Annotated in this window: 21 protein-coding genes; 10 read left to right on the top strand and 11 right to left on the bottom strand. The window is 71.0% G+C overall.

Features of this window, described 5'->3' with window-relative positions; all coding sequences use genetic code 11:
• Nucleotide 1: 1 nt before the first annotated feature.
• The 3 genes from araA to AC2DGY_RS02965 form a co-directional block, all read right to left on the bottom strand.
• Nucleotides 2–1,513 (bottom strand): L-arabinose isomerase, encoded by a 1,512-nt coding sequence (gene araA, locus AC2DGY_RS02975; RefSeq protein WP_484508213.1) that lies wholly within the window; start codon nucleotides 1,511–1,513, stop codon nucleotides 2–4.
• A gap of 55 nt (nucleotides 1,514–1,568) precedes the next feature.
• Entirely contained in the window at nucleotides 1,569–3,185 is a 1,617-nt protein-coding gene (locus AC2DGY_RS02970; RefSeq protein WP_484508212.1) for a xylulokinase, read from the bottom strand.
• Between the two features lie 99 nt (nucleotides 3,186–3,284).
• Entirely contained in the window at nucleotides 3,285–4,307 is a 1,023-nt protein-coding gene (locus tag AC2DGY_RS02965; protein ID WP_484508211.1) for a LacI family DNA-binding transcriptional regulator, read from the bottom strand.
• A 106-nt stretch (nucleotides 4,308–4,413) separates the two neighbouring features.
• On the opposite strand from AC2DGY_RS02965, the gene AC2DGY_RS02960 reads away from it, so the two are divergent.
• Nucleotides 4,414–5,046, top strand: a complete 633-nt coding sequence (locus tag AC2DGY_RS02960; RefSeq protein WP_484508210.1) for a DnaJ family domain-containing protein — start codon at nucleotides 4,414–4,416, stop codon at nucleotides 5,044–5,046.
• 43 nt (nucleotides 5,047–5,089) lie between these two features.
• Here AC2DGY_RS02960 and AC2DGY_RS02955 read toward each other — a convergent pair whose 3' ends face one another.
• On the bottom strand, nucleotides 5,090–6,526 hold the full coding sequence (locus AC2DGY_RS02955) for a cation:dicarboxylate symporter family transporter (protein WP_484508209.1): 1,437 nt from the start codon (nucleotides 6,524–6,526) through the stop codon (nucleotides 5,090–5,092).
• Between the two features lie 145 nt (nucleotides 6,527–6,671).
• On the opposite strand from AC2DGY_RS02955, the gene AC2DGY_RS02950 reads away from it, so the two are divergent.
• Both AC2DGY_RS02950 and AC2DGY_RS02945 read left to right on the top strand, forming a co-directional pair.
• Complete coding sequence (locus AC2DGY_RS02950) at nucleotides 6,672–8,252, top strand: sensor histidine kinase (protein ID WP_484508208.1); 1,581 nt, start codon at nucleotides 6,672–6,674, stop codon at nucleotides 8,250–8,252.
• Nucleotides 8,249–8,932 (top strand): response regulator, encoded by a 684-nt coding sequence (locus AC2DGY_RS02945; protein WP_484508207.1) that lies wholly within the window; start codon nucleotides 8,249–8,251, stop codon nucleotides 8,930–8,932. Before AC2DGY_RS02950 ends, AC2DGY_RS02945 begins: the two co-directional genes overlap by 4 nt.
• A gap of 12 nt (nucleotides 8,933–8,944) precedes the next feature.
• Here AC2DGY_RS02945 and AC2DGY_RS02940 read toward each other — a convergent pair whose 3' ends face one another.
• A complete protein-coding gene (locus AC2DGY_RS02940; RefSeq protein ID WP_484509968.1) occupies nucleotides 8,945–9,727 on the bottom strand; it encodes an IclR family transcriptional regulator in 783 nt (260 codons plus the stop codon).
• 128 nt (nucleotides 9,728–9,855) lie between these two features.
• Between AC2DGY_RS02940 and AC2DGY_RS02935 the strand changes: the two genes are divergently transcribed.
• Genes AC2DGY_RS02935 through AC2DGY_RS02925 form a run of 3 tightly spaced genes read left to right on the top strand, consistent with a single transcriptional unit; the run spans nucleotide 9,856 to nucleotide 12,486 of the window.
• Nucleotides 9,856–10,647, top strand: coding sequence for a CoA transferase subunit A (locus AC2DGY_RS02935; protein ID WP_484508206.1), 792 nt, complete (start codon nucleotides 9,856–9,858; stop codon nucleotides 10,645–10,647).
• Nucleotide 10,648: 1 nt separating this feature from the next.
• Nucleotides 10,649–11,302, top strand: a complete 654-nt coding sequence (locus AC2DGY_RS02930; RefSeq protein WP_484508205.1) for a CoA transferase subunit B — start codon at nucleotides 10,649–10,651, stop codon at nucleotides 11,300–11,302.
• The gene (locus AC2DGY_RS02925) at nucleotides 11,299–12,486 is read left to right on the top strand and encodes an acetyl-CoA C-acetyltransferase (protein ID WP_484508204.1); all 1,188 of its coding nucleotides are present in this window, start codon (nucleotides 11,299–11,301) and stop codon (nucleotides 12,484–12,486) included. Before AC2DGY_RS02930 ends, AC2DGY_RS02925 begins: the two co-directional genes overlap by 4 nt.
• 67 nt (nucleotides 12,487–12,553) lie before the next feature.
• Here the strand turns inward: AC2DGY_RS02925 and AC2DGY_RS02920 are convergent, their stop codons facing one another.
• A complete protein-coding gene (locus AC2DGY_RS02920; RefSeq protein ID WP_484508203.1) occupies nucleotides 12,554–13,228 on the bottom strand; it encodes a GntR family transcriptional regulator in 675 nt (224 codons plus the stop codon).
• Nucleotides 13,229–13,239: 11 nt separating this feature from the next.
• On the bottom strand, nucleotides 13,240–13,782 hold the full coding sequence (locus AC2DGY_RS02915; RefSeq protein WP_484508202.1) for a VOC family protein: 543 nt from the start codon (nucleotides 13,780–13,782) through the stop codon (nucleotides 13,240–13,242).
• A gap of 165 nt (nucleotides 13,783–13,947) precedes the next feature.
• Between AC2DGY_RS02915 and AC2DGY_RS02910 the strand changes: the two genes are divergently transcribed.
• From AC2DGY_RS02910 to AC2DGY_RS02895, 4 genes are all read left to right on the top strand, one after another.
• A complete protein-coding gene (locus tag AC2DGY_RS02910) occupies nucleotides 13,948–16,131 on the top strand; it encodes an alpha-ketoacid dehydrogenase subunit alpha/beta (RefSeq protein WP_484508201.1) in 2,184 nt (727 codons plus the stop codon).
• A 1-nt stretch (nucleotide 16,132) separates the two neighbouring features.
• Nucleotides 16,133–17,503: a dihydrolipoamide acetyltransferase family protein gene (locus AC2DGY_RS02905; RefSeq protein ID WP_484508200.1), complete on the top strand. Its 1,371-nt coding sequence runs from the start codon at nucleotides 16,133–16,135 to the stop codon at nucleotides 17,501–17,503.
• A 44-nt stretch (nucleotides 17,504–17,547) separates the two neighbouring features.
• The gene (locus AC2DGY_RS02900; RefSeq protein ID WP_484508199.1) at nucleotides 17,548–18,927 is read left to right on the top strand and encodes an aldehyde dehydrogenase family protein; all 1,380 of its coding nucleotides are present in this window, start codon (nucleotides 17,548–17,550) and stop codon (nucleotides 18,925–18,927) included.
• A 179-nt stretch (nucleotides 18,928–19,106) separates the two neighbouring features.
• Nucleotides 19,107–19,988 carry an endonuclease domain-containing protein gene (locus AC2DGY_RS02895; protein WP_484508198.1) on the top strand — a complete coding sequence of 294 codons (882 nt, stop codon included), beginning with the start codon at nucleotides 19,107–19,109 and terminating at the stop codon, nucleotides 19,986–19,988.
• 218 nt (nucleotides 19,989–20,206) lie between these two features.
• Here the strand turns inward: AC2DGY_RS02895 and AC2DGY_RS02890 are convergent, their stop codons facing one another.
• Genes AC2DGY_RS02890 through AC2DGY_RS02875 form a run of 4 tightly spaced genes read right to left on the bottom strand, consistent with a single transcriptional unit; the run spans nucleotide 20,207 to nucleotide 23,809 of the window.
• The gene (locus tag AC2DGY_RS02890; RefSeq protein WP_484508197.1) at nucleotides 20,207–20,833 is read right to left on the bottom strand and encodes a cupin domain-containing protein; all 627 of its coding nucleotides are present in this window, start codon (nucleotides 20,831–20,833) and stop codon (nucleotides 20,207–20,209) included.
• Between the two features lie 5 nt (nucleotides 20,834–20,838).
• A complete protein-coding gene (locus AC2DGY_RS02885) occupies nucleotides 20,839–21,525 on the bottom strand; it encodes a cupin domain-containing protein (protein ID WP_484508196.1) in 687 nt (228 codons plus the stop codon).
• A 38-nt stretch (nucleotides 21,526–21,563) separates the two neighbouring features.
• Nucleotides 21,564–22,874 carry a M24 family metallopeptidase gene (locus AC2DGY_RS02880; RefSeq protein ID WP_484508195.1) on the bottom strand — a complete coding sequence of 437 codons (1,311 nt, stop codon included), beginning with the start codon at nucleotides 22,872–22,874 and terminating at the stop codon, nucleotides 21,564–21,566.
• Nucleotides 22,871–23,809 carry an NAD(P)-dependent oxidoreductase gene (locus AC2DGY_RS02875; RefSeq protein WP_484508194.1) on the bottom strand — a complete coding sequence of 313 codons (939 nt, stop codon included), beginning with the start codon at nucleotides 23,807–23,809 and terminating at the stop codon, nucleotides 22,871–22,873. The genes AC2DGY_RS02880 and AC2DGY_RS02875 overlap by 4 nt, the downstream gene beginning before the upstream one ends.
• Nucleotides 23,810–23,854 lie beyond the last annotated feature (45 nt).

Here is a 23,854-nt window from a genome sequence, read left to right as displayed (position 1 = left end):
GTCAGAGTCCCTGCGCGAGTCGGTAGTAGGCCTGGTTCCACCGCAGCTCGTGCTGGAATCCGCGCACGGTGGTGTCTTCGTCGATCACGACGAGCTCGGTCCGCGCGATCTCGGCGAAATCGCGGAAGACCTCGATGCCCACGGCCGTGGTCATGACCGTGTGATGGGCGGCTCCCGCGGCGAGCCAGCATCCGGCCGACGTGGCGAAGTCGGGCTGCGGCTTCCACACGGCCCGGCCGACGGGGAGCTTCGGCAGGTCGGGTGCGTCGACGTTCTCGACGACGTTGGCCACCAGACGGAACCGGTCGCGCATGTCGCTCATCGCGACCACGAGCGCGGGGCCGGGGTCGGCCGTGAACACCAGGCGCACCGGGTCGTCCTTACCGCCGATCCCGAGGGGATGCACCTCCAGGCGTGCCCGGGCGGTCGTCAGCGAGGGCGACACCTCGAGCATGTGCGCGCCGAGGATCTTCTCGTCTCCGGGGACGAGGTCGTACGTGTAGTCCTCCATGAGGCTCGCCCCGCCGGGGAGGCCCGCGCCCATGACGTGGGCGACGCGCACGAGGATCGCCGTCTTCCAGTCGCCCTCCGCGCCGAAGCCGTAGCCCTCGGCCATGAGCCGCTGCACGGCGAGGCCGGGTAGTTGCGGCAGGGCGCCGAGGTCTTCGAAGCTCGTCGTGAACGCCCCGAAGCCGCCCTCCTCGAGGAACGACCTCAGACCCAGCTCGATGGCGGCGCCGTCGCGCAGCGACTCGTGACGCTCGCCGCCGGCGCGGAGCTCGGGCGCGACGTCGTACAGCTCCTCGTACTCGGACACGAGGGCGTCGATGTCGGCATCGGATGCGGCGGCGACGGCCTCGGCGAGCTCGTTGACGCCCCAGGTGTTCACCTGGACGCCGAAGCGCAGTTCCGCCTCGGTCTTGTCCCCCTCCGTCACCGCGACGTAGCGCATGTTGTCGCCGAACCGCGCGAGCTTGAGCGAGCGCGCGGCGGCCCAGCCCGCAGCGGCGCGCTGCCAGTCCTCCACCTGCTGACGTACGGCCGGGTTCGACACGTGGCCGACGACGGTCTTGCGGGCCACCCCGAGGCGGGTCTGGATGTACCCGAACTCGCGGTCGCCGTGCGCGGCCTGGTTGAGATTCATGAAGTCGAAGTCGATCTCCGACCACGGCAACTCCACGTTCGCCTGCGTGTGCAGGTGCAGCAAGGGCTTACGGAGGGCGTCCAGACCGCCGATCCACATCTTGGCCGGGCTGAAGGTGTGCATCCATGCGATCACGCCGATCACCTCGTCGCGCGCGTTGACGTCCAGGGCGAGCCGGCGGATGCTGTCGGCATCCGTCAGCACCGGCTTCCAGACCACCCTCACGGGCAGACCGTCGAGCCCGGCCACGACCACCTGCGACTGCTCGGCGACCTGGCGGAGCGTCTCGTCGCCGTACAGGGCCTGACTTCCGGTGACGAACCAGACCTCGTAGGCATCCAGGGAGGAGGAGAGCGGCGTGCGTGTCATCGGGGTGATGTCCCTTCGGGGAGTCGGCTGGGAGGCGTGAGGGCTGGGAGGAGGCTTACAGGGAGGCGACCGCGGCCGCCTCGGCCGCAAGGCCGGCGCGGTACCGCTCCAGGTAGTCCGCGTACCCCGCGACGTCGACCGGGTCGGGAGTGAGGGTCGTGACCGCGGCCCCGGCGAAGACCCGCTCGCTCAGGTAACCGTCCAGGTCGGTGCGCGACGCCTCGGCGAGGTACGCCGCGAGCACCGCGATGCCCCACGCGCCCCCCTCCGATGCCGTCTCGGCGACGGAGACGGGAGCGTCCAGCGCACCGGCGAGGAACCGCTGGGCGACACCGGCGGTGCGGAAGATGCCGCCGTGGGCATAGATCTGGTCGAGGTGCACGCCCTCCTCGGCGAGGATGCGCATTCCGAGGCTCAGCGTGCCGAAGACGCCGTAGACCTGGGCGCGCATCAGGTTCGCGAGGGTGAGGCTGCTGCCCGGGGTGCGCACGATGAGCGGTCGGCCCTCCTCGAGCCCCGCGATCGGCTCGCCGGAGAGATGGTTGTAGGCGAGCACTCCGCCGGCATCCGGTTCTCCGGCCAGCGCCTCGGTCAGCAGCGTGGCGAACACGGCATCGGCGTCCAGCGAGGCGCCGGATGCCTCGGCGAACCGGCCGAAGACGCCGGCCCACGCGCCGAGCTCGCTCGCCCCGTTGTTGCAGTGGACCATTGCGACGGGATCGCCCGCGGGCGTGGTGACGAGGTCGATCTCCTCGTGCACGTGGCCGAGCTGCCGCTCGAGGACGACCATCGCGAAGATGCTGGTGCCCGCGCTGACGTTCCCCGTGCGCGCGGCGACGGAGTGGGTGGCGACCATTCCCGTTCCGGCGTCGCCCTCGGGCGGACAGAGCGGGATGCCGGGGCGAAGGGTCCCGCTCCGATCCAGCAGGGCCGCCCCCTCGGCGGTGAGCGAACCCGCCTGCCGACCGGCGACGAGCACCTCGGGCAGGAGGTCGGCGAGGGGTGCGGCCAGGGCCGAGCCGGCCGCGGCCTCGTCGTAGCTCGCGAGCAGCGCGCGGTCGTAGGTCTTCGTCGCCGGGTCGATGGGGAACATCCCCGACGCGTCACCGACACCGAGGACGCGACGACCGGTCAGTCGCTCGTGAACGTATCCGGCGAGCGTGGTGAGCGAGCGGATGCGGGGCACGTGCGGCTCGTCGTCCAGGACCGCCTGGTGCAGGTGCGCGATGGACCACCGGAGGGGGATGTTCACACCGAACAGCTCGGTGAGCTCGGCCGCGGCCGCACCGGTCGACGTGTTGCGCCACGTGCGGAAGGGGACGAGGAGCTCGCCCGCGCCATCGAAGGCGAGGTAGCCGTGCATCATCGCCGAGACGCCCATCGCCGCGTACGTCTCCGGCCGGACGCCGTACCGGCGTTCCACGTCGCCGAGAAGGTCGGCATAGGCGGCGCGCAGCCCCTCGTCCACCGCATCCAGCGAGTACGTCCACGTGCGATCGACGTACTCGTTCTCCCACGCCGCGCTGCCGACTCCGATGACCTCCGCGGGGTCCTCGCCGACCAGGCAGGCCTTGATCCGGGTCGAGCCGAGTTCGATGCCGAGCACCGTGCGGCCGGACAGGATCTGGCTCCGGATGCGGTCGGCTCCGGCGGTCTCGGCGGGAATCGTCACGGGGGCTCCATCGTCTGCGGGCGAGATCTCTGGCAAAATGTTACCGGTATCATCCGGCTGGCGCGAGGGGGGTGGGCGCGACCGGGTGGGCGCGAGCGGTCAGGGGCCGGACCGCGGCGGGACCGCCGTGGACGCCCGTTCGATCAGCCGCGGCGGTGCGGGGCCGGCGACCACCTGCGGCTCTCCGATGACCGCGGCGACGGCCCGACGCGCCTCCCCGGCCAGGTCGAGGCGCACCGTGGTCAGCGCCGGGCGATAGAAGGCGGCATCCGGGTTGTCGTCGAACCCCGCGACGCTGACGGCGGCGGGCACCTCGACCTCACGAGCGCGGAGCCCTGCGATCAGTCCGAGCGCCATCTGATCGTTGGCCGTCACGACCGCCGTCGGGCCTCCCGGACGCGCCGCGGCCTCGGCCACGGCAGCGGCTGCGGCGGCGCCCGCCGCGGCGCTCCAGTCGCCCTCCCACCGGCCGGCCGGGTCGAGGCCGGCCTCGGCGAGGGCGGTGGCGACCCCCCGTGAGCGCGCCACGGCTTCGGTCCAGTCGGCCGGGCCGCTCACCTCGGCGATCCGCCGATGTCCGAGGCCGACCAGGTGCCGGACGGCCAGGGCCGCTCCCTCCGCCTGCCGGTCGGCGCCGGCCTCGTCGTGCAGGGCGATCACCGGCACGCCGGCCCCGGCCGCGGCGACCGCCTCGCTCGTGCGGGTGTGGGCTGCCACCAGGACGATGCCGTCCACCCCCTGAGACAGCAGGTGCTGCACGGCGGCGACCACGGACGCCGCATCGGCCGCGTCGGCGTAGGCCGTGGCGACCCAGCGCCCGTTCGCGCGGGCGGCGCTCTCGAGCGCGGCGATTCCGGCCGACGGGCCGTAGAGTGCGGCATCCGAAGCCACCACGCCGAGCGTCCGGGTCGTGCTCGTTCCCAGCGAGCGGGCGGCGTTGTTCATCCGGTACCCGAGCGCGGCGACGGCCTCGAGCACGCGGGCTCGCGTGTCGTCGCGGATGCTGGGGTGACCGTTGAGCACGCGGGACACCGTCTGCGGGGAGACGCCCGCGGCCCGGGCGACATCGCGCACGCCCGCGCGGGCGGCGCGCGGGGAACCGGCGCGCGCGTCCTCGCCCATGCTGCCGCCTTCCCGCGGCGCCCCGGCCGCGCCGCTCACCCTAGCGCGCGAGCGCCGGCCCGCGCGCATGCCCCGGAGCCCCCGCGCCCAGGCCGTTCTAGGCTCGATGCAGATCCCTGTGGAGGTGCTGATGAGCGAGGATCCGAGGCAGGCCGCCGCGCGGTACCGCCTGGAGCGGGAAGCGCGCGCGGGACGCCTGTCGCCCGAGGATGCCGCGGCCCTGGCGGAGATGCGCGAGGCCGAGGCACCCGAGCGCGGCTCGAGCGCGGCCGAGCGCACCGCGTATGTGGAGACTTCGATCCAGCAGGCCATCCGCCGGGGCGACTTCGAGAACCTCCCCGGCGCCGGGAAACCGCTACCGGGCCTCGGCGAGAGCCACGACCCGGATTGGTGGATCCGCCGCAAGATCGCCACCGAGAAGCTCACCGGTCTCGGGCCGCCCGCCCTCACCCTGCGCGTCGAGCACGCCGAGATGGAGGAGCGGCTGGACGCGCTTTCTCGCGAGAGCGACGTGCGAGAGGCGGTCGAGGACTTCAACCGCCGCGTCATCGAGGCGCGCCGTCAGCTGCTGGGCGGACCGCCCGTGGTGACCCCGACGCGTGACGTCGCCGCCGATGTCGCCGCGTGGGAGGCCAGACGAGACGCGCGCATGGCGGCGGCCGCCGCATCCGCGCCGCCTCTCGAGCGCCGCCGCCGGCGCTTCCGCATCCGGATGCGTCGCCCCCACCACCCCTCCTGATCCGGCCCGCGACGCCGAAAGTCGCCGGCCGGATCCCGCGGTATCAGCCGCGCTCGGTGGGCTGCGCCGCGGCAGCGCGCGCCCGGAACGCGTCGAGCGCCCGCGTGTCCACGGGCGGCTCTCCGTCGGGGTCGCCGCCGACCCGGTCCTGCTCCTGAGCGGCGGCGCCGGCCGGATCTCCCGTGAGCATGGATTCGTCGAAGGGCAGGCGGCCCGCCAGCACCTCTCGCGCCCGATCCGCATCGAACTGCTTCGTCCACCGGCCGATGAGAACGGTCGCCACGGCGTTGCCGGTGAAGTTCGTCACGGCGCGCGCCTCCGACATGAACCGGTCGATACCGACGATCACTCCCACCCCGTCCACGAGGTCGGGACGGTAGGCCTGCAGGCCGCCGGCGAGCGTGGCCAGACCCGCTCCGGTGACGCCCGCGGCGCCCTTGGAGGCGATGATCATGAACACGAGCAGGCCGATCTGCTCCCCCAGCGACATGGGCTGGCCCATCGCCGTCGCGATGAACAGCGAGGCCATCGTGAGGTAGATGGCCGTGCCATCCAGGTTGAACGAGTACCCCGTCGGGACGGTGATGCCCACGACGGGACGCGAGACGCCGAGGTGCTCCATCTTCGCGATGAGCCGCGGCAGGGCCGACTCCGAGGACGACGTGCCCACGATGAGCAGGTACTCCCGGGCGAGGTACCCCATGAGGCGGAAGACGTTCATGCGTGTGACCGCCCACAGGATCACGCCCAGCACGAGGGAGATGAACAGGAAGCACGTGAGGTAGAACGCGAGCATCAGGACGCCGAGGCTCACCACCGCCTGGAATCCCGTCCGACCCACAACGGCGGCGATCGCCCCGAACGCCCCCAGGGGCGCCAGCCACAGGATCATGCCCAGGATGCGGAAGACCAGCACCTGGAAGCTCCGGACGGCCTCGACCATGCGCGCGCCACGCTCGCCCATCCGCTGCAGCGCGAAGCCCACCAGCAGCGCGATGAACAGCACCTGCAGGATGCTGCCGCCGGTGAAGGCGGAGAAGAAGGTCGTCGGGATGATCCCGAGGACGAACTCCTCGGTGCTCTCCGCTTCGCCTTCCACCTCGTAGGCCGCTCCGCCGATGTCCAGCCCCTCGCCGGGGTGGATGATGTTGCCGACCACCAGCCCGATCGCCAGGGCGAAGGTGGACATGACCAGGAAGTACCCCAGCGCGAGGCCCCCGATCTTCCCCACGGTGGCGGCCTTCGCGATCGATCCGATGCCCACGACGATGGTGCAGAAGATCACCGGGGCGATCATCATCTTGATGAGGCTCACGAAGCCCTGGCCGATCGGCTCGAGCGCGACGCCGAGGCCGGGCGCCGCGAGGCCCACGACGATGCCGAGCACCACGGCCACGATGACCGCGATATAGAGCCAATGATTGCGGTCGATCCTCTTCCGGGGTCGCCCGTGTCGTGCGGTGCGGAGTGACAGAGCCATCAGCGCCCATCCCCTCTTCCAACGTCGTCGTCGAGCCCGGCGGGTGCCGTTGCTGCCTCGACTGTGGAGGAACCGGGACGCCCCCGACCAGTTGTGGTCGTATTGTTCACGGCGCGCGCTGAGGCGGGGCGGAAGGGTGTGTGGCGTGAGACTCACCGTGGGTGGCCGCTTGGCGCTGGTCGCGCTGGGCACGGCGGTGGCCACCGGCGCGGTGCTCTCGATCGTCCTCGGCGTCCAGCTCGCCGACTCCGGCCGGCGGGAGGCGGAGGCCGTCACGCGCTCGGTGGCCGAGACCCTCGCCCATGAGCCGGCCGTGGCCGCCCTGACGGCCGAGGGCGATTCCGTCGGGCTGCAGCGCATCGCGGAGGAGGTGATGGACGATGCCGACGTCTCGTTCGTCACGATCATGGACCCCGATGGCATCCGCCTGACGCACCGCAACCCGGAGGAGATCGGGGAGCCCTACCTCGGGTCCAGGGCACCGGCCCTTGCGGGGCGGACCTTCACCGAGGTGTACGAGGGGACGCTCGGGCCGTCGGTGCGGACGATCGCGCCGATCCAGGACGACGGTGAGGTGGTGGGCCTGGTGTCGGTGGGTGAGACGCTCGAATCCGTGCAGGCCCAGCTGGCACCGCGGGTCCCGCTCATCGTGGTCGTGACGGGGGCCATCGTAGGTCTCGGCCTTCTGGGCGCGGTGTTCGTGCGGCGCTCCGCGCGTCGGGTGGCCGGCGAACTGACGACCGACGAGCTGACGCGCATGGTGGAGAACTACGAGACCGTGCTGCACTCCATCCGCGAGGGCCTCGTCGTCACCGATGGCGAGGGCCGCATCCGCCTCTACAACGATGAGGCCGCCGCCCTCCTCGGCCTTCCCCCCGCGCGCACGGGGCTGGTCAGCCTCGACCCCGGCGAGGCCGGCATCCCCCCGGTGTTGCGGGATGCGCTGCGCGAAGGGCGCCGGATGGTCGAGGAGACCGTCGTCGCCGGTGCCCGCGTCCTCCTCGTCAATCAGGAGGAGGTCCGTGATCTCCGCGGGCGTCGCACCTCCGAGCGCGGGCACGTCATGACGCTCCGCGACCGGTCGGAACTGCAGGCGCTCATGGGAGAGCTGGAGAGCGTCCGCACGCTGACCGAGACGCTCAGGTCCCAGACCCACGAACACGGCAACCGGCTCCACACGATCCTCGCCCTGTTGGAGCTCGACCGCGTGGACGACGCTCGCGCGCTTCTCACCGAGCGCTCGCAGCATCGGCAAGGGCTGGCCGATCGCCTCGTCGCCGGATCGCCCGACGCCGTCGTCGCGGCGCTCCTGCTCGGCAAGCTCGACGACGCCGCGGAGCGCGGCGTGTCACTGGATGTCGACGTGGCCCCGTCCACGCCGCCCCTGGGCATCCCCGCGGCGGACGCCGTGACCATCCTCGGCAACCTCGTCGACAACGCTCTCGATGCCGCTGCGGGCGCCCCGGAGCCACGCTGGGTGCGCGTGGACCTGCGCGAGGCCGGCGACGATGTCGAGCTGTCGGTGACCGACAGCGGGCCGGGTTTCGCGCGGAGCCTCCCCGACCCGTTCGCGTTCGGTGCGACCACCAAGCCGGCCGGTGCCAGCGGGACGCGGGGAGTGGGCCTGGCCCTCGTGCGCGACATCGTGACGGCACATCACGGTTCCCTCCGTGTCGATGGACCCCCGACGTGCGTGCGCGTGCGGCTTCCCGGGGTGCGACCGTGATCCGGGTGCTGGTCGTGGACGACGACGCCTTCGCACTCGAACTCCACACCGCGTACCTCCAGCGCATCGAGGGGTTCGAGGTCGCGGGCGTCGCCTCCAGCGCGCGCGCGGCTCTGGCTGCCCTGACCGACCCCCGCCGCGCCGTCGACCTCGTGCTGCTGGACCTGACCCTTCCAGACGGCGGCGGACTCGACATCGCGCGCCTGGCCCGCGCCCACGGCGCCGAGGTCGACATCATCGCGGTCACGGCGGTCCGGGACGCCGCGACGGTGCGGGCGGCGGTCTCCATCGGCGTGGTGCACTACCTGATCAAGCCCTTCACCTTCGCGGTCTTCCGCGAGCGACTCGAGTCGTACCGCACCTACGTCGTGGGGATGGCCCAGGCCCAGGGAGCCGCCACGCAGTCGGAGGTGGATGCGCTGCTGGGGACGCTCCGGGCTACCCCGCCTCCCCTCCCCAAGGGCCTGTCCGAGGAGACGCTGGTCGCCGTGGCGGCGCGGGTGCGCGAGGCCGGCGGGGCCCTCTCCTCGACCGAGGTGGCCGAGGCCGAAGGGATATCGCGCGTCACGGCGCGCCGCTACCTCGAGCACCTCGTCGAGGAAGGCCGTACGACCCGCGTGCCCCGCCACGGCACCCCCGGCCGGCCCGAGATCACCTACGCCTGGGTGCGCTCTCGCTGAGGCGCGCGCAGGTCAGCGCTGCGCGATGCGCGTGGTGAGCTGATGCGCATGGGCCAGGAGCGTGCGACCGAGCTCGGCGATCCGATCCGACCCGAACCGGAATTGAACGCCCGTCAGGCTCAGCGCCCACTGCGGATCACCCTCGCGCGTGAACACCGCGGCGCCCATGCCCCAACTCCCCTCGACGATGAGCCCCGGGTTGACGGCGTAGCCCCGCTCCTGCGTCTCCCGCAGGCGCGCGCGCAAGCGCTTCTCGCCGTGCGACGCCCCCCACGAGCGGGCGAGTCCGGGATGCCGTTCGAAATAGGCGTCCACATCGTGAGGAGGGAGGAAGGCCAGGATCGCCAGCCCGGCGGATGCCACGCCCAATGGGAAACGCACCCCCTCTGCGAGCACGAACGAGCGGATGGGAAAACTCCCCTCCTCGCGCACGAGGCACACCGTCTCATCCGCGCGGCGCACCGACAAGAACGCGCTCTCCTCGGTGCGGACGGCCAGCGATCGGACGATGTCGCGCGCCGTCGGCGTGATGTCGTAGCGCGATGCGGCAACCGTCCCCATCAGGTAGAGCTCGGGCCCCGGTATCCAGCGGCCGGTGGCGTCGTCGCGGTCCACGAGCCCCTCGCGACGCAGCGCCGTGAGCAGTCGGTGCACCGTGGGCCGCGTGAGATCCGCGCGCTCGGCCAGCAGCGCGATCGCCGCCCCGTCCGCCCCGGCCGCGGTCACCAGGCGCAGGAGACGCGCCGCGCGCGCCACGGCCTGCGCGCCCGGAACAGTGCGTCGGTCGGCCGGGATGTCCACGATATGGACGTTACGGCCCCCGGTATCCACATCGCAACACCCCGTTACGCGCGCAGCGCGGCGGCAGCCGACGATGGGATACGGCGCGCATCGCTGCGCGCCGGAGGACGAAGGAGTCGCACGTGATCGACAAGACCTGGCCCTCGGCGACGGAGGCCGTCGCCGATATCCCGGACGGAGCATCCCTCGCCGTCGGCGGCTTCGGCCTGTCGGGAAACCCCATCGCCCTGACCGAGGCGCTCCTCGCCCAGGGCACGAGCGGGCTGACGATCGTCTCGAACAACTGCGGGGTGGATGACTGGGGGCTCGGGCTACTGCTGAACGCGCACCGCATTCGCAAGATGACCTCCTCCTACGTCGGGGAGAACAAGGAGTTCGAACGGCAGTTCCTCTCCGGCGAACTCGAAGTCGAACTCACGCCGCAGGGCACGCTCGCCGAGAAGCTCCGCGCCGGCGGCTCGGGCATCGCCGCGTTCTACACGCAGACCGGCGTCGGCACGCAGGTGGCCGAGGGCGGACTGCCGCGCAGGTACGACGGGTCGGGCGGCGTGGCGTTGGCGTCTCCGGTGAAGGATGTCCGCACGTTCGAGGTGGGTGGTCAGCCGCGCGAATTCGTCCTGGAAGAGGCGATCGTCACCGACTTCTCCCTCGTCCACGCGCTGCGCGGAGACCGGCACGGCAACCTCGTGTTCAACAAGGCTGCGCGCAACTTCAACCCGCTCGCCGCGATGGCCGGGCGCGTCTGCATCGCGCAGGTCGAGGAGCTCGTCGAACCGGGCGAGCTCGACCCTGACAGCATCCACCTTCCCGGCATCTACGTGCACCGCATCGTGGAGGTCGGCACCGGCATCGAGAAGCGCATCGAACGGCGCACCGTGCGTCCGTCGGCGGGCGCGGGAACCGAGGGGAACTGACATGGCTCTGACCCGGCAGGAGATGGCGGCCCGCGCCGCCCGCGAGCTCGCGGACGGATCGTATGTGAACCTGGGCATCGGGCTGCCCACGCTCGTCCCCAACTACGTTCCCGACGACATGACGGTGGTGCTGCAGTCCGAGAACGGCATCCTCGGGGTCGGCCCGTACCCGGCCGAGGACGACGTGGATCCCGACCTCATCAACGCCGGCAAGGAGACGGTCACGACCCTCCCCGGCTCGGCGTTCTTCGACTCGGCGCTCAGCTTCGGAATGATCCGAGGCGGCAAGATCGACGCCGCGATCCTCGGTGCGATGCAGGTCTCGCGAAGCGGGGACCTGGCGAACTGGATGATCCCCGGGAAGATGGTGAAGGGCCCGGGCGGCGCGATGGATCTCGTGCACGGGGCCGCGCGCGTCATCGTGCTGATGGAGCACGTCGCCCGTGATGGCTCCCCGAAGATCGTCGACACCTGCACCCTCCCGCTCACCGGCCGAGGGGTGGTCGACCGCATCATCACCGACCTCGCCGTCATCGACGTCACCGACGACGGACTCGTGCTCGTGGAGATCGCCCCCGGCGTGACGGTGGAGGATGTTCTCGCGGCCACCGAACCGCCTCTTCTCGTCCGCATCCCCCAGGAGCAGAACTCATGATCCCCGACGACGACATCGTCCTCGTGGCCGCCGCCCGCACACCGCAGGGGCGCCTGAAGGGCCAGCTCGCACCGTTCACCGCGACGCAGCTCGGCGGAATCGCCATCCGCGGTGCGCTCGAGCGGGGCGGCATCCCCGCCGACGCGGTGGATGCGGTCATCGTCGGGCAGGTACTGCCGGCCGGCGTAGGGCAGAACCCGGCACGGCAGGCCGCGATCGCGGCGGGGATCGGGTGGGACGTGCACGCCTCCGCCGTGAACAAGGTCTGCCTGTCCGGCCTGACGGCGATCATCGACGCCGCCCGGATGATCCGCACCGGCGATGCGCGCGTCGTGGTCGCCGCCGGCATGGAGTCGATGACACGTGCCCCCCACCTGCTCCTGGGGTCGCGGGAGGGCTGGACGTACGGATCGATTGAAGCGCTGGACCACATGGCCTACGACGGCCTGACCGACGCGTACGACCACGAGAGCATGGGCGCCTCCACCGAGCGCGCCAACGCGCGGTTCGAGGTGTCACGCGAGGCGCAGGACGCCGTGGCCGCCCGCTCGCACCAGCGCGTCGCCGCAGCCCAGGCGGCGGGGATCTTCGACGCGGAGATCGTGCCGGTGGAGATCCCGCAGCGCAAGGGCGCCCCCGTCGTGGTGACCACCGACGAGGGTGTGCGCCCCGACACGACCGTCGAGACACTCGCGCGCCTCCGCCCGGCCTTCGCCGAGGGCGGTTCGATCACGGCCGGGAACTCGTCGCAGATCTCCGACGGCGCCTCCGCGGTCGTGGTCACCTCCCGCTCGCACGCGGACGAGAACGGCTGGGACGTGCTGGCGGTCGTCGGCGCCAGCGGTCAGGTCGCCGGCCCCGACAACTCGCTGCATGAGCAGCCGTCCCGCGCGATCGTGCAGGCGTGCGAGAAGGCGGGCATCACGCCGTCCGACCTCACGTTCGTCGAGATCAACGAGGCGTTCGGGGCGGTGGTCGCCCGCTCCCAGGCCGAACTCGGACTCTCCGACGACGTCGTCAACATCCACGGCGGCGGCATCGCGATCGGCCACCCGATCGGAGCATCCGGCAACCGCCTCGTCGTGCACGCCGTGCACGAGCTCGTGCGCCGCGGCTCGGGCACGGCCGCGGTCGCGCTCTGCGGCGGCGGCGGCCAGGGCGACGCCCTCATCCTCACCCGCTGACCCCCCGTCGACTCGCCATAAAACGTCGGGTTTCGGGCGAAAATCCGACCGAAGCTGGCGAGTCGACCTAGGGGGTGGGGAGGTCGAAGGCCTCCGGATGCCGCGACAGCTCGAGGCGGCTCCGGCGGATGTGCTGCGCCAGGAGCATCTCGGCGTCGTCGGCGTCGCGGCGGCGCAGCGCTCCGACGAGCAGTTGGTGGTCGTGGTGGACGCCGCGATCCCCCTCGCTCCAGAAGAGCCGCGTCGCCGCGCGCCGGTAGTGCTGAGTGCGGTTCCACAGACTCTTGACCAGGTCGGTCAGCACGCTGGTGTCGACGTGATCGATCCCCAGCAGGTGGAACTCGCGGTCCAGCGTCAGGAACTCCTCCACGTCGGCGGATTCCTCCATCCGATCGGCGAGGTTCTGCAGGCGCTGGATCTCGTCATCGGTGATCAGCGGAACGTTCATCTTGCACAGCAGCGGCTCGAGCCGCTCGCGCACGAGGTACAGCTCCTGGCACTCGTCGGCACTGAGGGTCGACACCCACGCCCCCGTGTTCGCCACCAGGGTGACCAGACCCTCGGCCTCCAGCATCCGCAAGGCCTCCCGCACCGGGAGCCGGCTGGCGCCGTGACGCTCGGCGAGGTCGTCCTGGCGGATCCGCTCGCCCGGCGTGTACTCGCCGTCGAGGATGGCGTCGCGCAGGGTCGCGGCGATGCGCGCGCCCGTGGCGCCGTGCACTCCCGCACGCGGAGGGGCCATCGTGGGTCCTTTCATGCAGCCGGGTCGGTGGGCTTCCACAGCAGCCGCGACGCGTCCGCCTCGTACGCCTTGCCGTCGGGGTAGCTGACGAGCTCGAACTGGAGCCCCCACGGGGCGCGGAAGTAGACCCACCGCTGGCCGAGAGCCGCCTGCTTGCTCGCGACCGGCTCGCCCATCACCTCGACACCGGATGCGCGGAGGTAGTCCACCGCGGCATCCATGTCATCGACGTACAGAGCCAGATGGTACCCGCCGATGTCGCTGTTGCGCGGCTGCGGGTTCTGGCCGTCGGCGGCGTCGTAGAGGAAGACCTCCAGGTTCACTCCGGTCTGGAGCCGGTAGAACCGGATCTCGCGGATGACGGTGCGCGGGTGCACGCCGATCTGAACCTGCATCCAATCGTCGTCGGCACTCTTCTGACCGAGCGTGTAGATGTAGTCGGCCCCGAGGATGTCGACGAGGAAAGTGTGCGCCTCGTCGAGGTCGGGCACCGTGATGCCGATGTGATCCGATCCTCGCAGGCCCGGGATTCCGGGGCGGCTGCCCTGAGTCATACGCGACCTCCTCGTCGACTGGTGAGAGACATCGTATCCATTTGCGTGCCCTCTGCCCAGAGTTCTCTCGAAGTATTCGCCGGCAACACTTGAATTGGATCAAATCCTCCCCTACTCTCGAAGGAGCGGACCGGCCGTATGGCCCGCGGGATGGATGAGGCGACGATGCCTGAGCGCAAGAAACTCTCGACCGGCGTGGACTGGATCGAACTGTCAACGACCAAGGACGACTGGAACGCGGCAGACCCCGCGCTGCTGGGCACGATGCTCAGCCAGCTGCACCTGATCCGTGCGTTCGAGGAGTCGGTGCTCGAACTGGCCGGCGAAGGCCTCGTGCACGGCCCCGCTCACTCCAGCATCGGGCAGGAAGGTGGCGCCGTCGGCTCCATCGTCGGGCTCCGCTCGAGCGACGGCGTGAACGGCTCGCACCGCGGGCACCACCAGTTCCTCGCGAAGGCGCTGACGCATGTGAGCGGTGGAACCATCGACCCGGCGACCCCGGTGAACGACGACATCCAGACCGTCCTGCAGCGCACCCTCGCCGAGATCCTCGGACTCGCCCAGGGCTACTGCCGCGGCCGCGGCGGGTCGATGCACCTGCAGTGGTTCGAAGCCGGCGCTCTCGGCACCAACGCGATCGTCGGCGGCGGCGCTCCCATGGCTGCGGGCAACGCCTGGGCGCAGAAGCACAGCAGCGCGACCGACACCGACCTCACCATCAACTACTTCGGCGACGGAGCCGCCCAGATCGGCTCCGTGCTGGAGTCGATGAACCTCGCCGCCACCTGGAAGCTCCCCGTCGCGTTCTTCGTCGAGAACAACATGTACGGCGTCTCCACCCGCGCCGACGAGATCACCGCCGACACGCGCTTCTCCGTCCGCGGTCAGGGCTTCCACATCCCCTCGTGGCGCGTGGACGGCATGGACCCGCTCGCGGTGTACCTCGCCACGCAGGAAGCGGCCGAGCGGATGCGGTCGGGCGAAGGCCCCGCCGTCATCGAGGCGCAGGTCTACCGCTTCTTCCACCAGAACGGCCCGTACCCCGGCAGCGCCTTCGGGTACCGCACGAAGGAAGAAGAAGCGTCCTGGCGTGCCCGCGACCCGCTCGACCTGACCGCGAGTCGCATGCGCGACCGCGGCCTGATCGACGACGAGGGCGTCGCCGCTCTTCGTTCCCGCGTGCAGCAGGCCATGACCGCCGCCGTGAACGCCCTCGTCGAGGCCGACCCCGACCGCCCCGGCAAGCGCCGCATCCGTCCCGAGCTGTGGCCCGAGACGACGTTCGTGAACGTCGGCGTGCGCGGCGATGCCAGCGAGCTCGAGGGTCTCCCCCAGCTGGATGCCACGGCCGCCACCCGCCCGGTGAAGTTCGTCGACGCGGTGGCCGAGGTCATGGACCGGCGCATGGAGGAAGACCCGCGCATCGTCGTCATGGGCGAAGACGTGCACAAGCTCAACGGCGGCACGAACGGTGCGACCAAGGGTCTGGCGAAGAAGTACGGTCCCGACCGCGTGATGGGAACGCCGATCAGCGAGAACGCGTTCGTCGGTCTCGGCGGCGGACTGGCACTGGACGGCCGGTTCCGCCCGGTCGTGGAGTTCATGTACCCCGACTTCATGTGGGTGGCCGCCGACCAGGTCTTCAACCAGATCGGCAAGGCCCGCCACATGTTCGGCGGGGAGAACCCCGTGCCGCTCGTGCTCCGCACCAAGATCGCGATGGGTTCGGGCTACGGCTCGCAGCACCTCATGGACCCCGCCGGCATCTTCGCCACCAGCCCCGGATGGCGCATCGTCGCCGCATCCAACGCCCGCGACTACGTCGGTCTCATGAACGCCGCGCTCGCCCTGCAGGACCCGGTGCTCGTCATCGAGCACGTCGATCTGTACGGCAAGGCCGATGAGGTGCCCGAGGGAGACCTCGACTACATCATCCCGCCGGGAAGCGCCGCGGTCGTCCGTGAAGGCGCGGAGGTCACCGTGATCAGCTACCTGTCGATGGTCGCCCACGCCGCCGAGGCGATCGAGCAGACCGGCGTGGACGCCGAGCTGATCGACCTGCGCTGGCTCGACCGCGCGTCGATCGACTGGGACACTCTCGGCGAGAGCATCCGCAAGACCAACGCGGTGCTCATCGTCGAACAGGGCGCCCAGGGCACCTCGTACGGCGCATGGCTCGCCGACGAGATCCAGCGTCGCTACTTCGACTACCTCGACCAGCCCATCGCGCGGGTGACGGGCGGCGAAGCATCCCCGAGCATCTCCCGGGTGCTGGAGCGCGCCGCCATCGCCCGCACTGAAGAAGTGGTCGTCGCCCTCGAGGCCGTCCGCGCCGGATTCGGAGCCTGACATGGCTGAGATCATTCGCATGCCCGAAGTGATGGCCGGAGCCACCGAGGCCGCCATCCAGTCCTGGCTCGTCGAGGAAGGCACCACCGTGACGGTGGGGCAGACCCTCGCCGAGATCGAGACCGACAAGGCGACCGTGGAGCTGTCGGCCGAGGCCGCCGGTACCGTCGGACGGCTCCTCGTTCCGGCCGGGGACAGTGTCGCCGTCGGCGACGCCATCATCGTGCTCGTCGCCGAGGGCGAAGGATCCGACGCCATCGACGAGGCCCTGCGCGCCGCCGGCGTCGCCGCCGCAGAGTCCGCTCCCGCCGCCGAGCGCGCGCCGAACGGATCATCGTCGGCTGGCACCGCCGCCCAGCCCCCCGCCGAGGAAGCCCCCGGCGACCCGGAGCCCGACCCGATGGACGGATCCGGAGTGCGCACCGGTTCCACCGCCGATGCTGCGGCGGAGTCGGATGACTCCGGTGAGCGACTGTTCGCCAGCCCGCTCGTCCGCCGTCTCGCGGCCGAGCAGGGTGTCGCCCTCACCGACATCTCCGGCACCGGACCGCGTGGGCGCATCGTCCGGCGCGACCTCGAGCGGCACCTCGCGCAGCCTCCGGCCGAGCCCGCCGCCCAGGCGCCTGCAGCTCCGGCCGCCCCCGCCCCCGCCGCACCCAAGGCGCCAGCGTCGGCCGCCGAGGGAGCCGCGACCTACGAAGACGTGCCCGTCGATCGGATGCGGCGCACCATCGCGCGGCGTCTCACCGAGAGCAAGTCGACGGTGCCGCACTTCTACCTCGTCGCGGACTGCCGCGTGGATGCGCTCCTGGAGCTTCGCAAGAGCGTCAACGAGTCGGCGCCGCGCAAGATCTCCGTCAACGACTTCGTGCTCAAGGCCGTCGCCGCGGCTCTGGTCGATGTTCCCGCCGCCAACGCGATCTGGAATGACGACAGCATCCGCCACTTCACGGGCGTCGACCTCGCGGTCGCCGTCGCCACCGAGGGCGGACTCACGACACCGGTCATCCGGGGCGTGGAGCGGCTGCCGCTGTCGCAGATCAGCGCCACCGTGGCCGACCTCGCCGAGCGTGCTCGTGCGGGCCGCCTCCGCCAGCATGAGCTGGAGGGCGGGAGCTTCTCGGTGTCGAACCTGGGCATGTACGGGACGGCGCAGTTCAGCGCCATCCTGAACCCGCCGCAGTCCGGCATCCTCGCCGTGGGCGCCGCCCGTCCGATGCCGGTCGTCGGCGCCGACGGTGAGCTGACCGTCGGGTCGGTGATGACCGTGACCCTGTCGGCCGATCACCGGGTGCTCGACGGCGCCATCGCCGCCGAGTGGCTCGCCGCGTTCCAGCGCCGCATCGAGAACCCGCTCAGCATCCTCATCTGAGCTTCCCCGCCCCCTTCCCCTACCGCATTCTGAGAGGCGCCGCCGTGCCCACCATCCGCAGTGTCAACCCCGCCACGGGCGCCGAGCTCGGCATCTTCGAGGAGGACGACGACGCCGCCGTCGAGGCGAAGCTCGCCGCCGCGTCGGCCGCCGTTCCCGCGCTCGCCGAGGCCGGCTGGGAGGCGCGGGCCACCTGGATGCGGGCCGCCGCCGATCTGCTCGAGTCCGAGGCCGAGGAGGTCGCCGCCGCGATCACCGCCGAGATGGGAAAGCCCATCGCGCAGTCTCGCGGAGAGGTGGCGAAGTCGGCGCGGGGGATGCGGTACTACGCCGACAACGCCGAGGAGTTCCTCGCGCCGCGGTGGCTGGAGAACCCGGGCGTCGTGGGAGCATCCGCGGCGGGCGCGCGGTACGAGCCGCTCGGCGTCGTGCTGGCCGTGATGCCGTGGAACTACCCGATCTGGCAGGTCGTGCGCTTCGCTGCGCCCGCGCTCATGGCCGGAAACGCCGGGCTGCTCAAGCACGCCTCGATCGTGCCGCGCTCGGCGCTGTACCTCGGTGAGCTGTTCACGCGTGCCGGGTTCCCCGAGGGCGCGTTCGCGACCCTCCTGGTCGGATCGTCCCGTGTCGAAGCGGTCGTCCGCGACCCGCGGATCGCCGCGGTGACACTGACCGGTTCCGAGGGCGCCGGCCGCGCCGTGGGCCGCACCGCGGGAGATGTGCTGAAGAAGGTCGTGCTCGAACTCGGCGGGTCCGACCCGTTCGTCGTCATGCCCTCCGCCGATCTCGACGGTGCGATCGCCACGGCGGTCTCGGCCCGCACGTCGAACAACGGTCAGGCCTGCATCAACGCCAAGCGCTTCATCGTGCACGAAGACGTCTACGACGCCTTCGCCGCGGGATTCGCCGAGCGGATGTCGGCTCTCGTGCTCGGTGACCCCGCCGACGAGTCGACCGAGATCGGACCGCTCGCCAGCGAGTCGGGCCTCCGCGACATCCTCGACCTCGTCGACGACGCGCGGGCGAAGGGCGCCGACATCCTCGCCGGCGGAGAGCGCCCGGGCGGCGAGGGCTGGTTCTACCCGCCCACGGTCGTTGCCGGCATCACGCCCGACATGCGCCTGTTCGCCGAAGAGGCCTTCGGCCCCGTCGCATCCCTCTACAAGGTCTCGTCGCTCGACGAGGCGTTGCAGATCGCCAACGTGCTCGACTTCGGCCTGGGTTCGGCGTTCTGGAGCACGGATGCGGCCGAGATCGATGCGGCCATCAGCGGCATCGAGTCGGGCGCCGTCTTCATCAACGGCATGACGATCTCGTACCCCGAGCTCCCCTTCGGCGGCATCAAGCGCTCGGGTTTCGGACGCGAGCTGTCGGCCGAGGGCATCCGCGAGTTCTGCAACCTCAAGACCGTCTGGGTCGCCTGACCCTTCCCGACCCCCCTCCTGTCGAGTCGCCAGCATCCGTCGCGTTCCAGCGAAAATTCGGACGGTTGTTGGCGACTCGACGGAGGGACTTCTCCTCCCCAGGGGTGGATGCCACGGGATAGTGCACCGGCGCCAGGCCGGCACCGCGACAGGCGAGGCCGCGAGGGCACGCTGGCGGGATGCTGCCACCTTCTGACCTGCCCGCCGCCTTCACCGTCGCCGACGGGCGGGCGTTCGGGCTGTCAGAGGGGCGGATGCGCTCGAGTGCCCTCGAGTCTCCGTTCTGGGGCACGCGCACGTCACGGGAGCTCGAGGACGAAGAGCGGCTTCGGCTGCTCTTGGCGGCGCTCCCGGGGCACGCCTTCGTGTGCGGGGCGACGGCCGGGGTCGTCCTCGGGCTGCCACTTCCCGGGCCGCTTCAGGAGCGGGCACTGACGGAGCCGCTCGTCGGTGTCCCCCTCGAGCACAACCGCATCCGACGTCCCGGTGTGCGCGGCCGCGCTCTCGTCGTCGAGCCGGGGGATGTGGTCTCGGTGCGGGGAATGCGGTGCACGTCACCCGAGCGGACGTGGTGCGAGTTGGCGGGCGTACTCGGACTCGGCCAGCTCATCGCCGTCACCGATCGGCTCCTGTATTGGCGCGATCCGCTGTGCACGCGCGACGCGCTCGAACGCGCGCACCGTCGAGTCGGGCGGAGCCGCGGTGCCGCCCAGCGGCCGCTGGCGCTGGAGTGGAGCTCGTCGCGCGCGGAGTCGCCCCGGGAGTCCGAGCTGCGCGTACTTCTTCTCCAGGCCGGTCTCCCGACGCCGGAATGCAACGTCGACATCTTCGCCGGCCGCCGCTTCGTCGCTCGCGTCGACATGCTCTACCGGGAGGCAGGCCTGATCATCGAGTACGACGGCGACTACCACCGCGATCGGGACCAATGGAGCCGCGATATGTCGCGGCGGGCGGAGCTCGAGTCGCTCGGATACCGCGTCACCGTGGTGACGGCGCGCGACTTCGACGACCGCCCGGCGCTCATCGCCCGCATCCGCCGCCTTCTTCGCGCCCGTTCCTGACCGTCGACTCGCCACAATCCGTCGCGATCGGGCCGGAGAACGGACGGTTTATGGCGACTCGACGGCGAGGAAGGCGTCGATGTCCGCGAGCTCGGACCGCAGTTCCCCAAGCGCTGATCGGGCTGCCGTGGCATCGCCCTCCCGCGCATGCGTCGACTCGCCAAGATCGGTCCTGAAACGCGCGAAAACCGCACGGATTATGGCGAGTCGACAGGCGGTCAGCCGTGCGGGAGAGGCCCCGCCGAGTCGCGGTCGCGCACGAACCAGATCGCGCGCACCTCGGTGTCGGAGTCGTTCCAGAACCGGTGCGGCTGCATCGACTCGAACACGATCGAGTCGCCCGGGCTGAGGTGCGCGATCGCGCCGGCCACCTCGACGCTCAGGATGCCGGTGAGCACGATGCCGTACTCCCGGCCTGCGTGATGGATGTGCTCGGGCGGCGCCGCCGTGCCCGGAGCGTAGATCACCTCGAGGAACTCCGCATCCGGCTCGCCCACGGCGGTGAGCCGGCTCCAGCGCGGACCCGAACTGAGCTTGATCGTGGGGTGGTTCTCGGCCCGCTGCACGATCCCCTCCGCCACGAGGTCGCGCGCCCCGTCGGGCGCCGGTTCCGCTGTGGTCTCCTCGGGGGCGGCGAGCAGGTCGCTCATCGACACCTCGAGCTCACTGGCCACGGCGTACAGGGCAGGCACGCTGAAGGCGCCGAGTCCGCGCTCGACCTGCGAGACGTGGCTGGCCGACAGCCCGATGCGGCGCGCGAGTTCGCGCACCGTCAGCCCCGCGGCCATCCGCGAGGCCCGCACGCGCTCGCCGACGAGGTCCCACGGGGTGTCGAGTTCGGGCACGCGGTTCAGTTCCGTCCGGGGAGGCGGCTCATCGCGTCCAGCACGTCGACGGCGTCGCGCAGCACACCGGAGGACTCGGGCGCCGACAGGGCGGGTCGGGCGTGTCCGGTGACGAACCACACGCCCTCGGCCGGGGCGGCGGAGTCGTTCACGTACAGGTGCGGACGCATCGAGTCGAAGCTGAAGGAGTCGCCCACGCCCAGCACGTAGGTGTCGAAGTCCAGCTTGAGCGTCAGCTCACCGCGCAGGATGTAGCCGAACTCCGTCCCCTCGTGGCGCATGTGGCTGTCATCGAGCGAACTGGCCGCCCCCGGCTGATACGTCACGTGCACCGCGTCGACCCCCGGCGCCGAGCCCGTGACGGCGAGCCCCCGCCAGGTGACGCCGTTGGTCATCGTGATCTCGGGCGCGTCCTCGCGGCGCTGCACCGGCTCGGCCGGCTCGCCGCGCGCGGGCGCTGCTGCTCCCCGCGGCGCCACCGAGCGGGGCGGTCCGTCGTGCAGGACGTCGTCCACCGACAGCCCGAGCCCGGTGACGATCGCCCAGAGGGTGCTCACCGACGGCTGAACTTTTCCGGTCTCCACCTGCGAGAGGAGGCTGGGCGAGATGGATGCCGCCGCTGCGGTGGCGCGCAGAGACAATCCGCGTGCCTGCCGCGCCTCGCGAATGCGTCCACCCAGTACTGCCGCCATGTCGTCCTCTCGCTGAGGGAAACCCTACCGATGACGGCTCAGTAGGGGTTCGCGACGAACAGGTCCTGCGCCGGGAATTTGGTGAGTACCTCGATCCCGTAGTCGGTCACGACGACCTCCTCCTCGATGCGGGCCGCCGAGATCCCATCCGATGCCGGGCAGTACGTCTCCATCGCGAACACCATCCCCGCCTTCAGCTCCACCGGGTCTTTCATGGAGTTCAGCCGCGAAATGATCGGCCGCTCATGCAGCCCGAGGCCGAGGCCGTGCGCGAACTGCAGCCCGAACGCGGCGAGCTCGTTCGCGAACCCGAAGTCCTCCGCCTTGGGCAGCACGGCGGCGACCTGATCCGACCCGACTCCGGGCCGGATCGCGTCCAGCGCCGCATCCATCCACTCGCGGGCCTGCTTGTAGGCGTCCTGCTGACTCTCCGTCGCCCAGCCCACCCCGAACGTGCGGTAGTAGCACGTGCGGTACCCGTTGAACGAATGGATGATGTCGAAGAAGGCCTGATCGCCGGGGCGGATGATGCGGTCGGTGAAGTTGTGCGGATGCGGATTGCAGCGCTCCCCCGAGATCGCGTTGACCGCCTCGACCTGGTCGCTGCCGTACTCGTACAGGCGCTTGTTCGCCAGTGCCACGATCTCGTTCTCGCGCACGCCCGGCTTGAGCGCCTCGGCGATGTCCTGGTAGACGCCGTCGACCATGGCGGCGGCCTGGTTGAGGAGCAGGATCTCGTCGGGGTTCTTGATGACGCGGGCATCCAGCATCGCCTGCTGAGCGTCGGCGACCCGCAAACCCTGCCGCTGCATTTCGAAGAGGAACGGCGGCTCGACGATGTCGAGCCCCACCGGAGCATCCGCGAGCCCCTCCGCCTTCAGCAGCGACACGATCTCGGCGACCGCGTCGCGCATGAGGCCAGCACCTTCGGGGTCCACCGCACCGCGGAATCCGAGGAACCCGGCCCGGTAGTTCTCATCCGGCACCCAGTCGGAGTAGAGCTGGTGGTGCCGCACCGCCGAACCGAAGTCCCACAGGATCGGGTCGCGCCCCCGCATCAGCAGGGCGTAGCGGATCATCTTGTCGCCGAGCGCGCCGCCGATCCACGTCTGCGTCGTATAGCGGATGTTGTAGAAGTCGAACAGGAGGAAAGCTCCGCAGTCACTGGCCTCCAGCGCCGCCTTCGCCCGGTCGAGCCGGTACGAGCGCAGCCGGTCGAAGTCGACGCGCCGCTCGTAGTCCACGCCCGTCTGCCCGGGCGCCCCGATCGGCCGCACCCCCGCCGGCCGGACGGACGGACGCTCGAAGCGTCGCCCGGCCGAGCCGCCGTGGGAGTGACCATGACTCATGGCTGCGGGTCCAATCCGTCATCGACCGCCACGTTCTCGGCCTGCAGATCGATCCCGGAGGCGACGGCGGCGCGCAGGATCATCGACGCGAAGTCCTGCTCGGTGTTCCCGGCGTTGACCTCTGTCGCGACGATCTCCCGGGTGATCGCCGTCACCGGCATGACGACGCCCATCTCCCGGGCGGCGGCCAGCCCGAGGTCGAGGTCCTTCAGCAGCAGCACGGGCGTGAACGTCGGCGCGAAGTCGAGGTTCACCAGCGCCGGCGACTTGTACCGGCTGTAGGGCGAGCCCATGACCGAGTCGTTGAGGAACTCCAGGAAGTCGGCCCGCTTCACCCCCGCCTTCTCGGCGAGGAGCGTGATCTCGATCATGTTCTGGATGACGACGCCGAGGAAGACGTTGTGGGCGATCTTCACGATCCGCGCCGCCTCCCCTTCGCCGACGTAGGTGACGCCGCGCCCCCAGGTCTCCAGCAGCGGCCGGACGAGGTCGAAGACCTTGCGAGGTCCGGATGCGGCGACGGTGAGCTTGCCCGCGGCGATCACCTTCGGGTTGCCCGACACGGGCGTCGCGAGGAAGCCCACGCCCCGTTCCTCGGCGGCGGCGCGGATGTGCGCGCTCATCTCCATCGAGACGGTGGACGAGTCGCCGATCGCGTGGGGCACCCGCTCGGGATCGGTGAGGAGGCCGCCGTCGCCGAGCATGACCTGCTCGAGGTCTTTCGACGCCGACACCATGACGAAGACCACGTCCCGACCGGCCAGGTCCACCGGCCGGTCCACGAGCGTCGCGCCCAGCTCCGCCAGCGGCTCGGCCTTGGCGCGCGTGCGGTTGTAGACCGCCACGTCGTAGCCCGCGTTCAGCAACCGGGTCGCCAGCTGCGTTCCCATTCGGCCCGCGCCGATCCAACCCACCGTGGGCTTGCTGTCCGTCATGTCGTCTCCTTCGGGTGATGCCGGCATGCGCCGGCAGAGGGGGGT

The organism is Microbacterium sp. Z6_144, from assembly GCF_057197625.1.
Note: the sequence above shows the minus strand (reverse complement) of the source record. Positions and strands in the feature narration are given on the sequence as shown.

What these genes read in the sequence shown, in the direction of transcription:
- araA (WP_484508213.1), bottom strand. Translation starts at nt 1,513, where the DNA reads ATGACACGCACGCCGCTCTCCTCCTCCCTGGATGCCTACGAGGTCTGG.
- AC2DGY_RS02965 (WP_484508211.1), bottom strand. Translation starts at nt 4,307, where the DNA reads ATGGGCGAGGACGCGCGCGCCGGTTCCCCGCGCGCCGCCCGCGCGGGC.
- AC2DGY_RS02960 (WP_484508210.1), top strand. Translation starts at nt 4,414, where the DNA reads ATGCAGATCCCTGTGGAGGTGCTGATGAGCGAGGATCCGAGGCAGGCC.
- AC2DGY_RS02955 (WP_484508209.1), bottom strand. Translation starts at nt 6,526, where the DNA reads ATGGCTCTGTCACTCCGCACCGCACGACACGGGCGACCCCGGAAGAGG.
- AC2DGY_RS02930 (WP_484508205.1), top strand. Translation starts at nt 10,649, where the DNA reads ATGGCTCTGACCCGGCAGGAGATGGCGGCCCGCGCCGCCCGCGAGCTC.
- AC2DGY_RS02925 (WP_484508204.1), top strand. Translation starts at nt 11,299, where the DNA reads ATGATCCCCGACGACGACATCGTCCTCGTGGCCGCCGCCCGCACACCG.
- AC2DGY_RS02920 (WP_484508203.1), bottom strand. Translation starts at nt 13,228, where the DNA reads ATGGCCCCTCCGCGTGCGGGAGTGCACGGCGCCACGGGCGCGCGCATC.
- AC2DGY_RS02915 (WP_484508202.1), bottom strand. Translation starts at nt 13,782, where the DNA reads ATGACTCAGGGCAGCCGCCCCGGAATCCCGGGCCTGCGAGGATCGGAT.
- AC2DGY_RS02910 (WP_484508201.1), top strand. Translation starts at nt 13,948, where the DNA reads ATGCCTGAGCGCAAGAAACTCTCGACCGGCGTGGACTGGATCGAACTG.
- AC2DGY_RS02905 (WP_484508200.1), top strand. Translation starts at nt 16,133, where the DNA reads ATGGCTGAGATCATTCGCATGCCCGAAGTGATGGCCGGAGCCACCGAG.
- AC2DGY_RS02895 (WP_484508198.1), top strand. Translation starts at nt 19,107, where the DNA reads ATGCTGCCACCTTCTGACCTGCCCGCCGCCTTCACCGTCGCCGACGGG.
- AC2DGY_RS02885 (WP_484508196.1), bottom strand. Translation starts at nt 21,525, where the DNA reads ATGGCGGCAGTACTGGGTGGACGCATTCGCGAGGCGCGGCAGGCACGC.
- AC2DGY_RS02880 (WP_484508195.1), bottom strand. Translation starts at nt 22,874, where the DNA reads ATGAGTCATGGTCACTCCCACGGCGGCTCGGCCGGGCGACGCTTCGAG.
- AC2DGY_RS02875 (WP_484508194.1), bottom strand. Translation starts at nt 23,809, where the DNA reads ATGACGGACAGCAAGCCCACGGTGGGTTGGATCGGCGCGGGCCGAATG.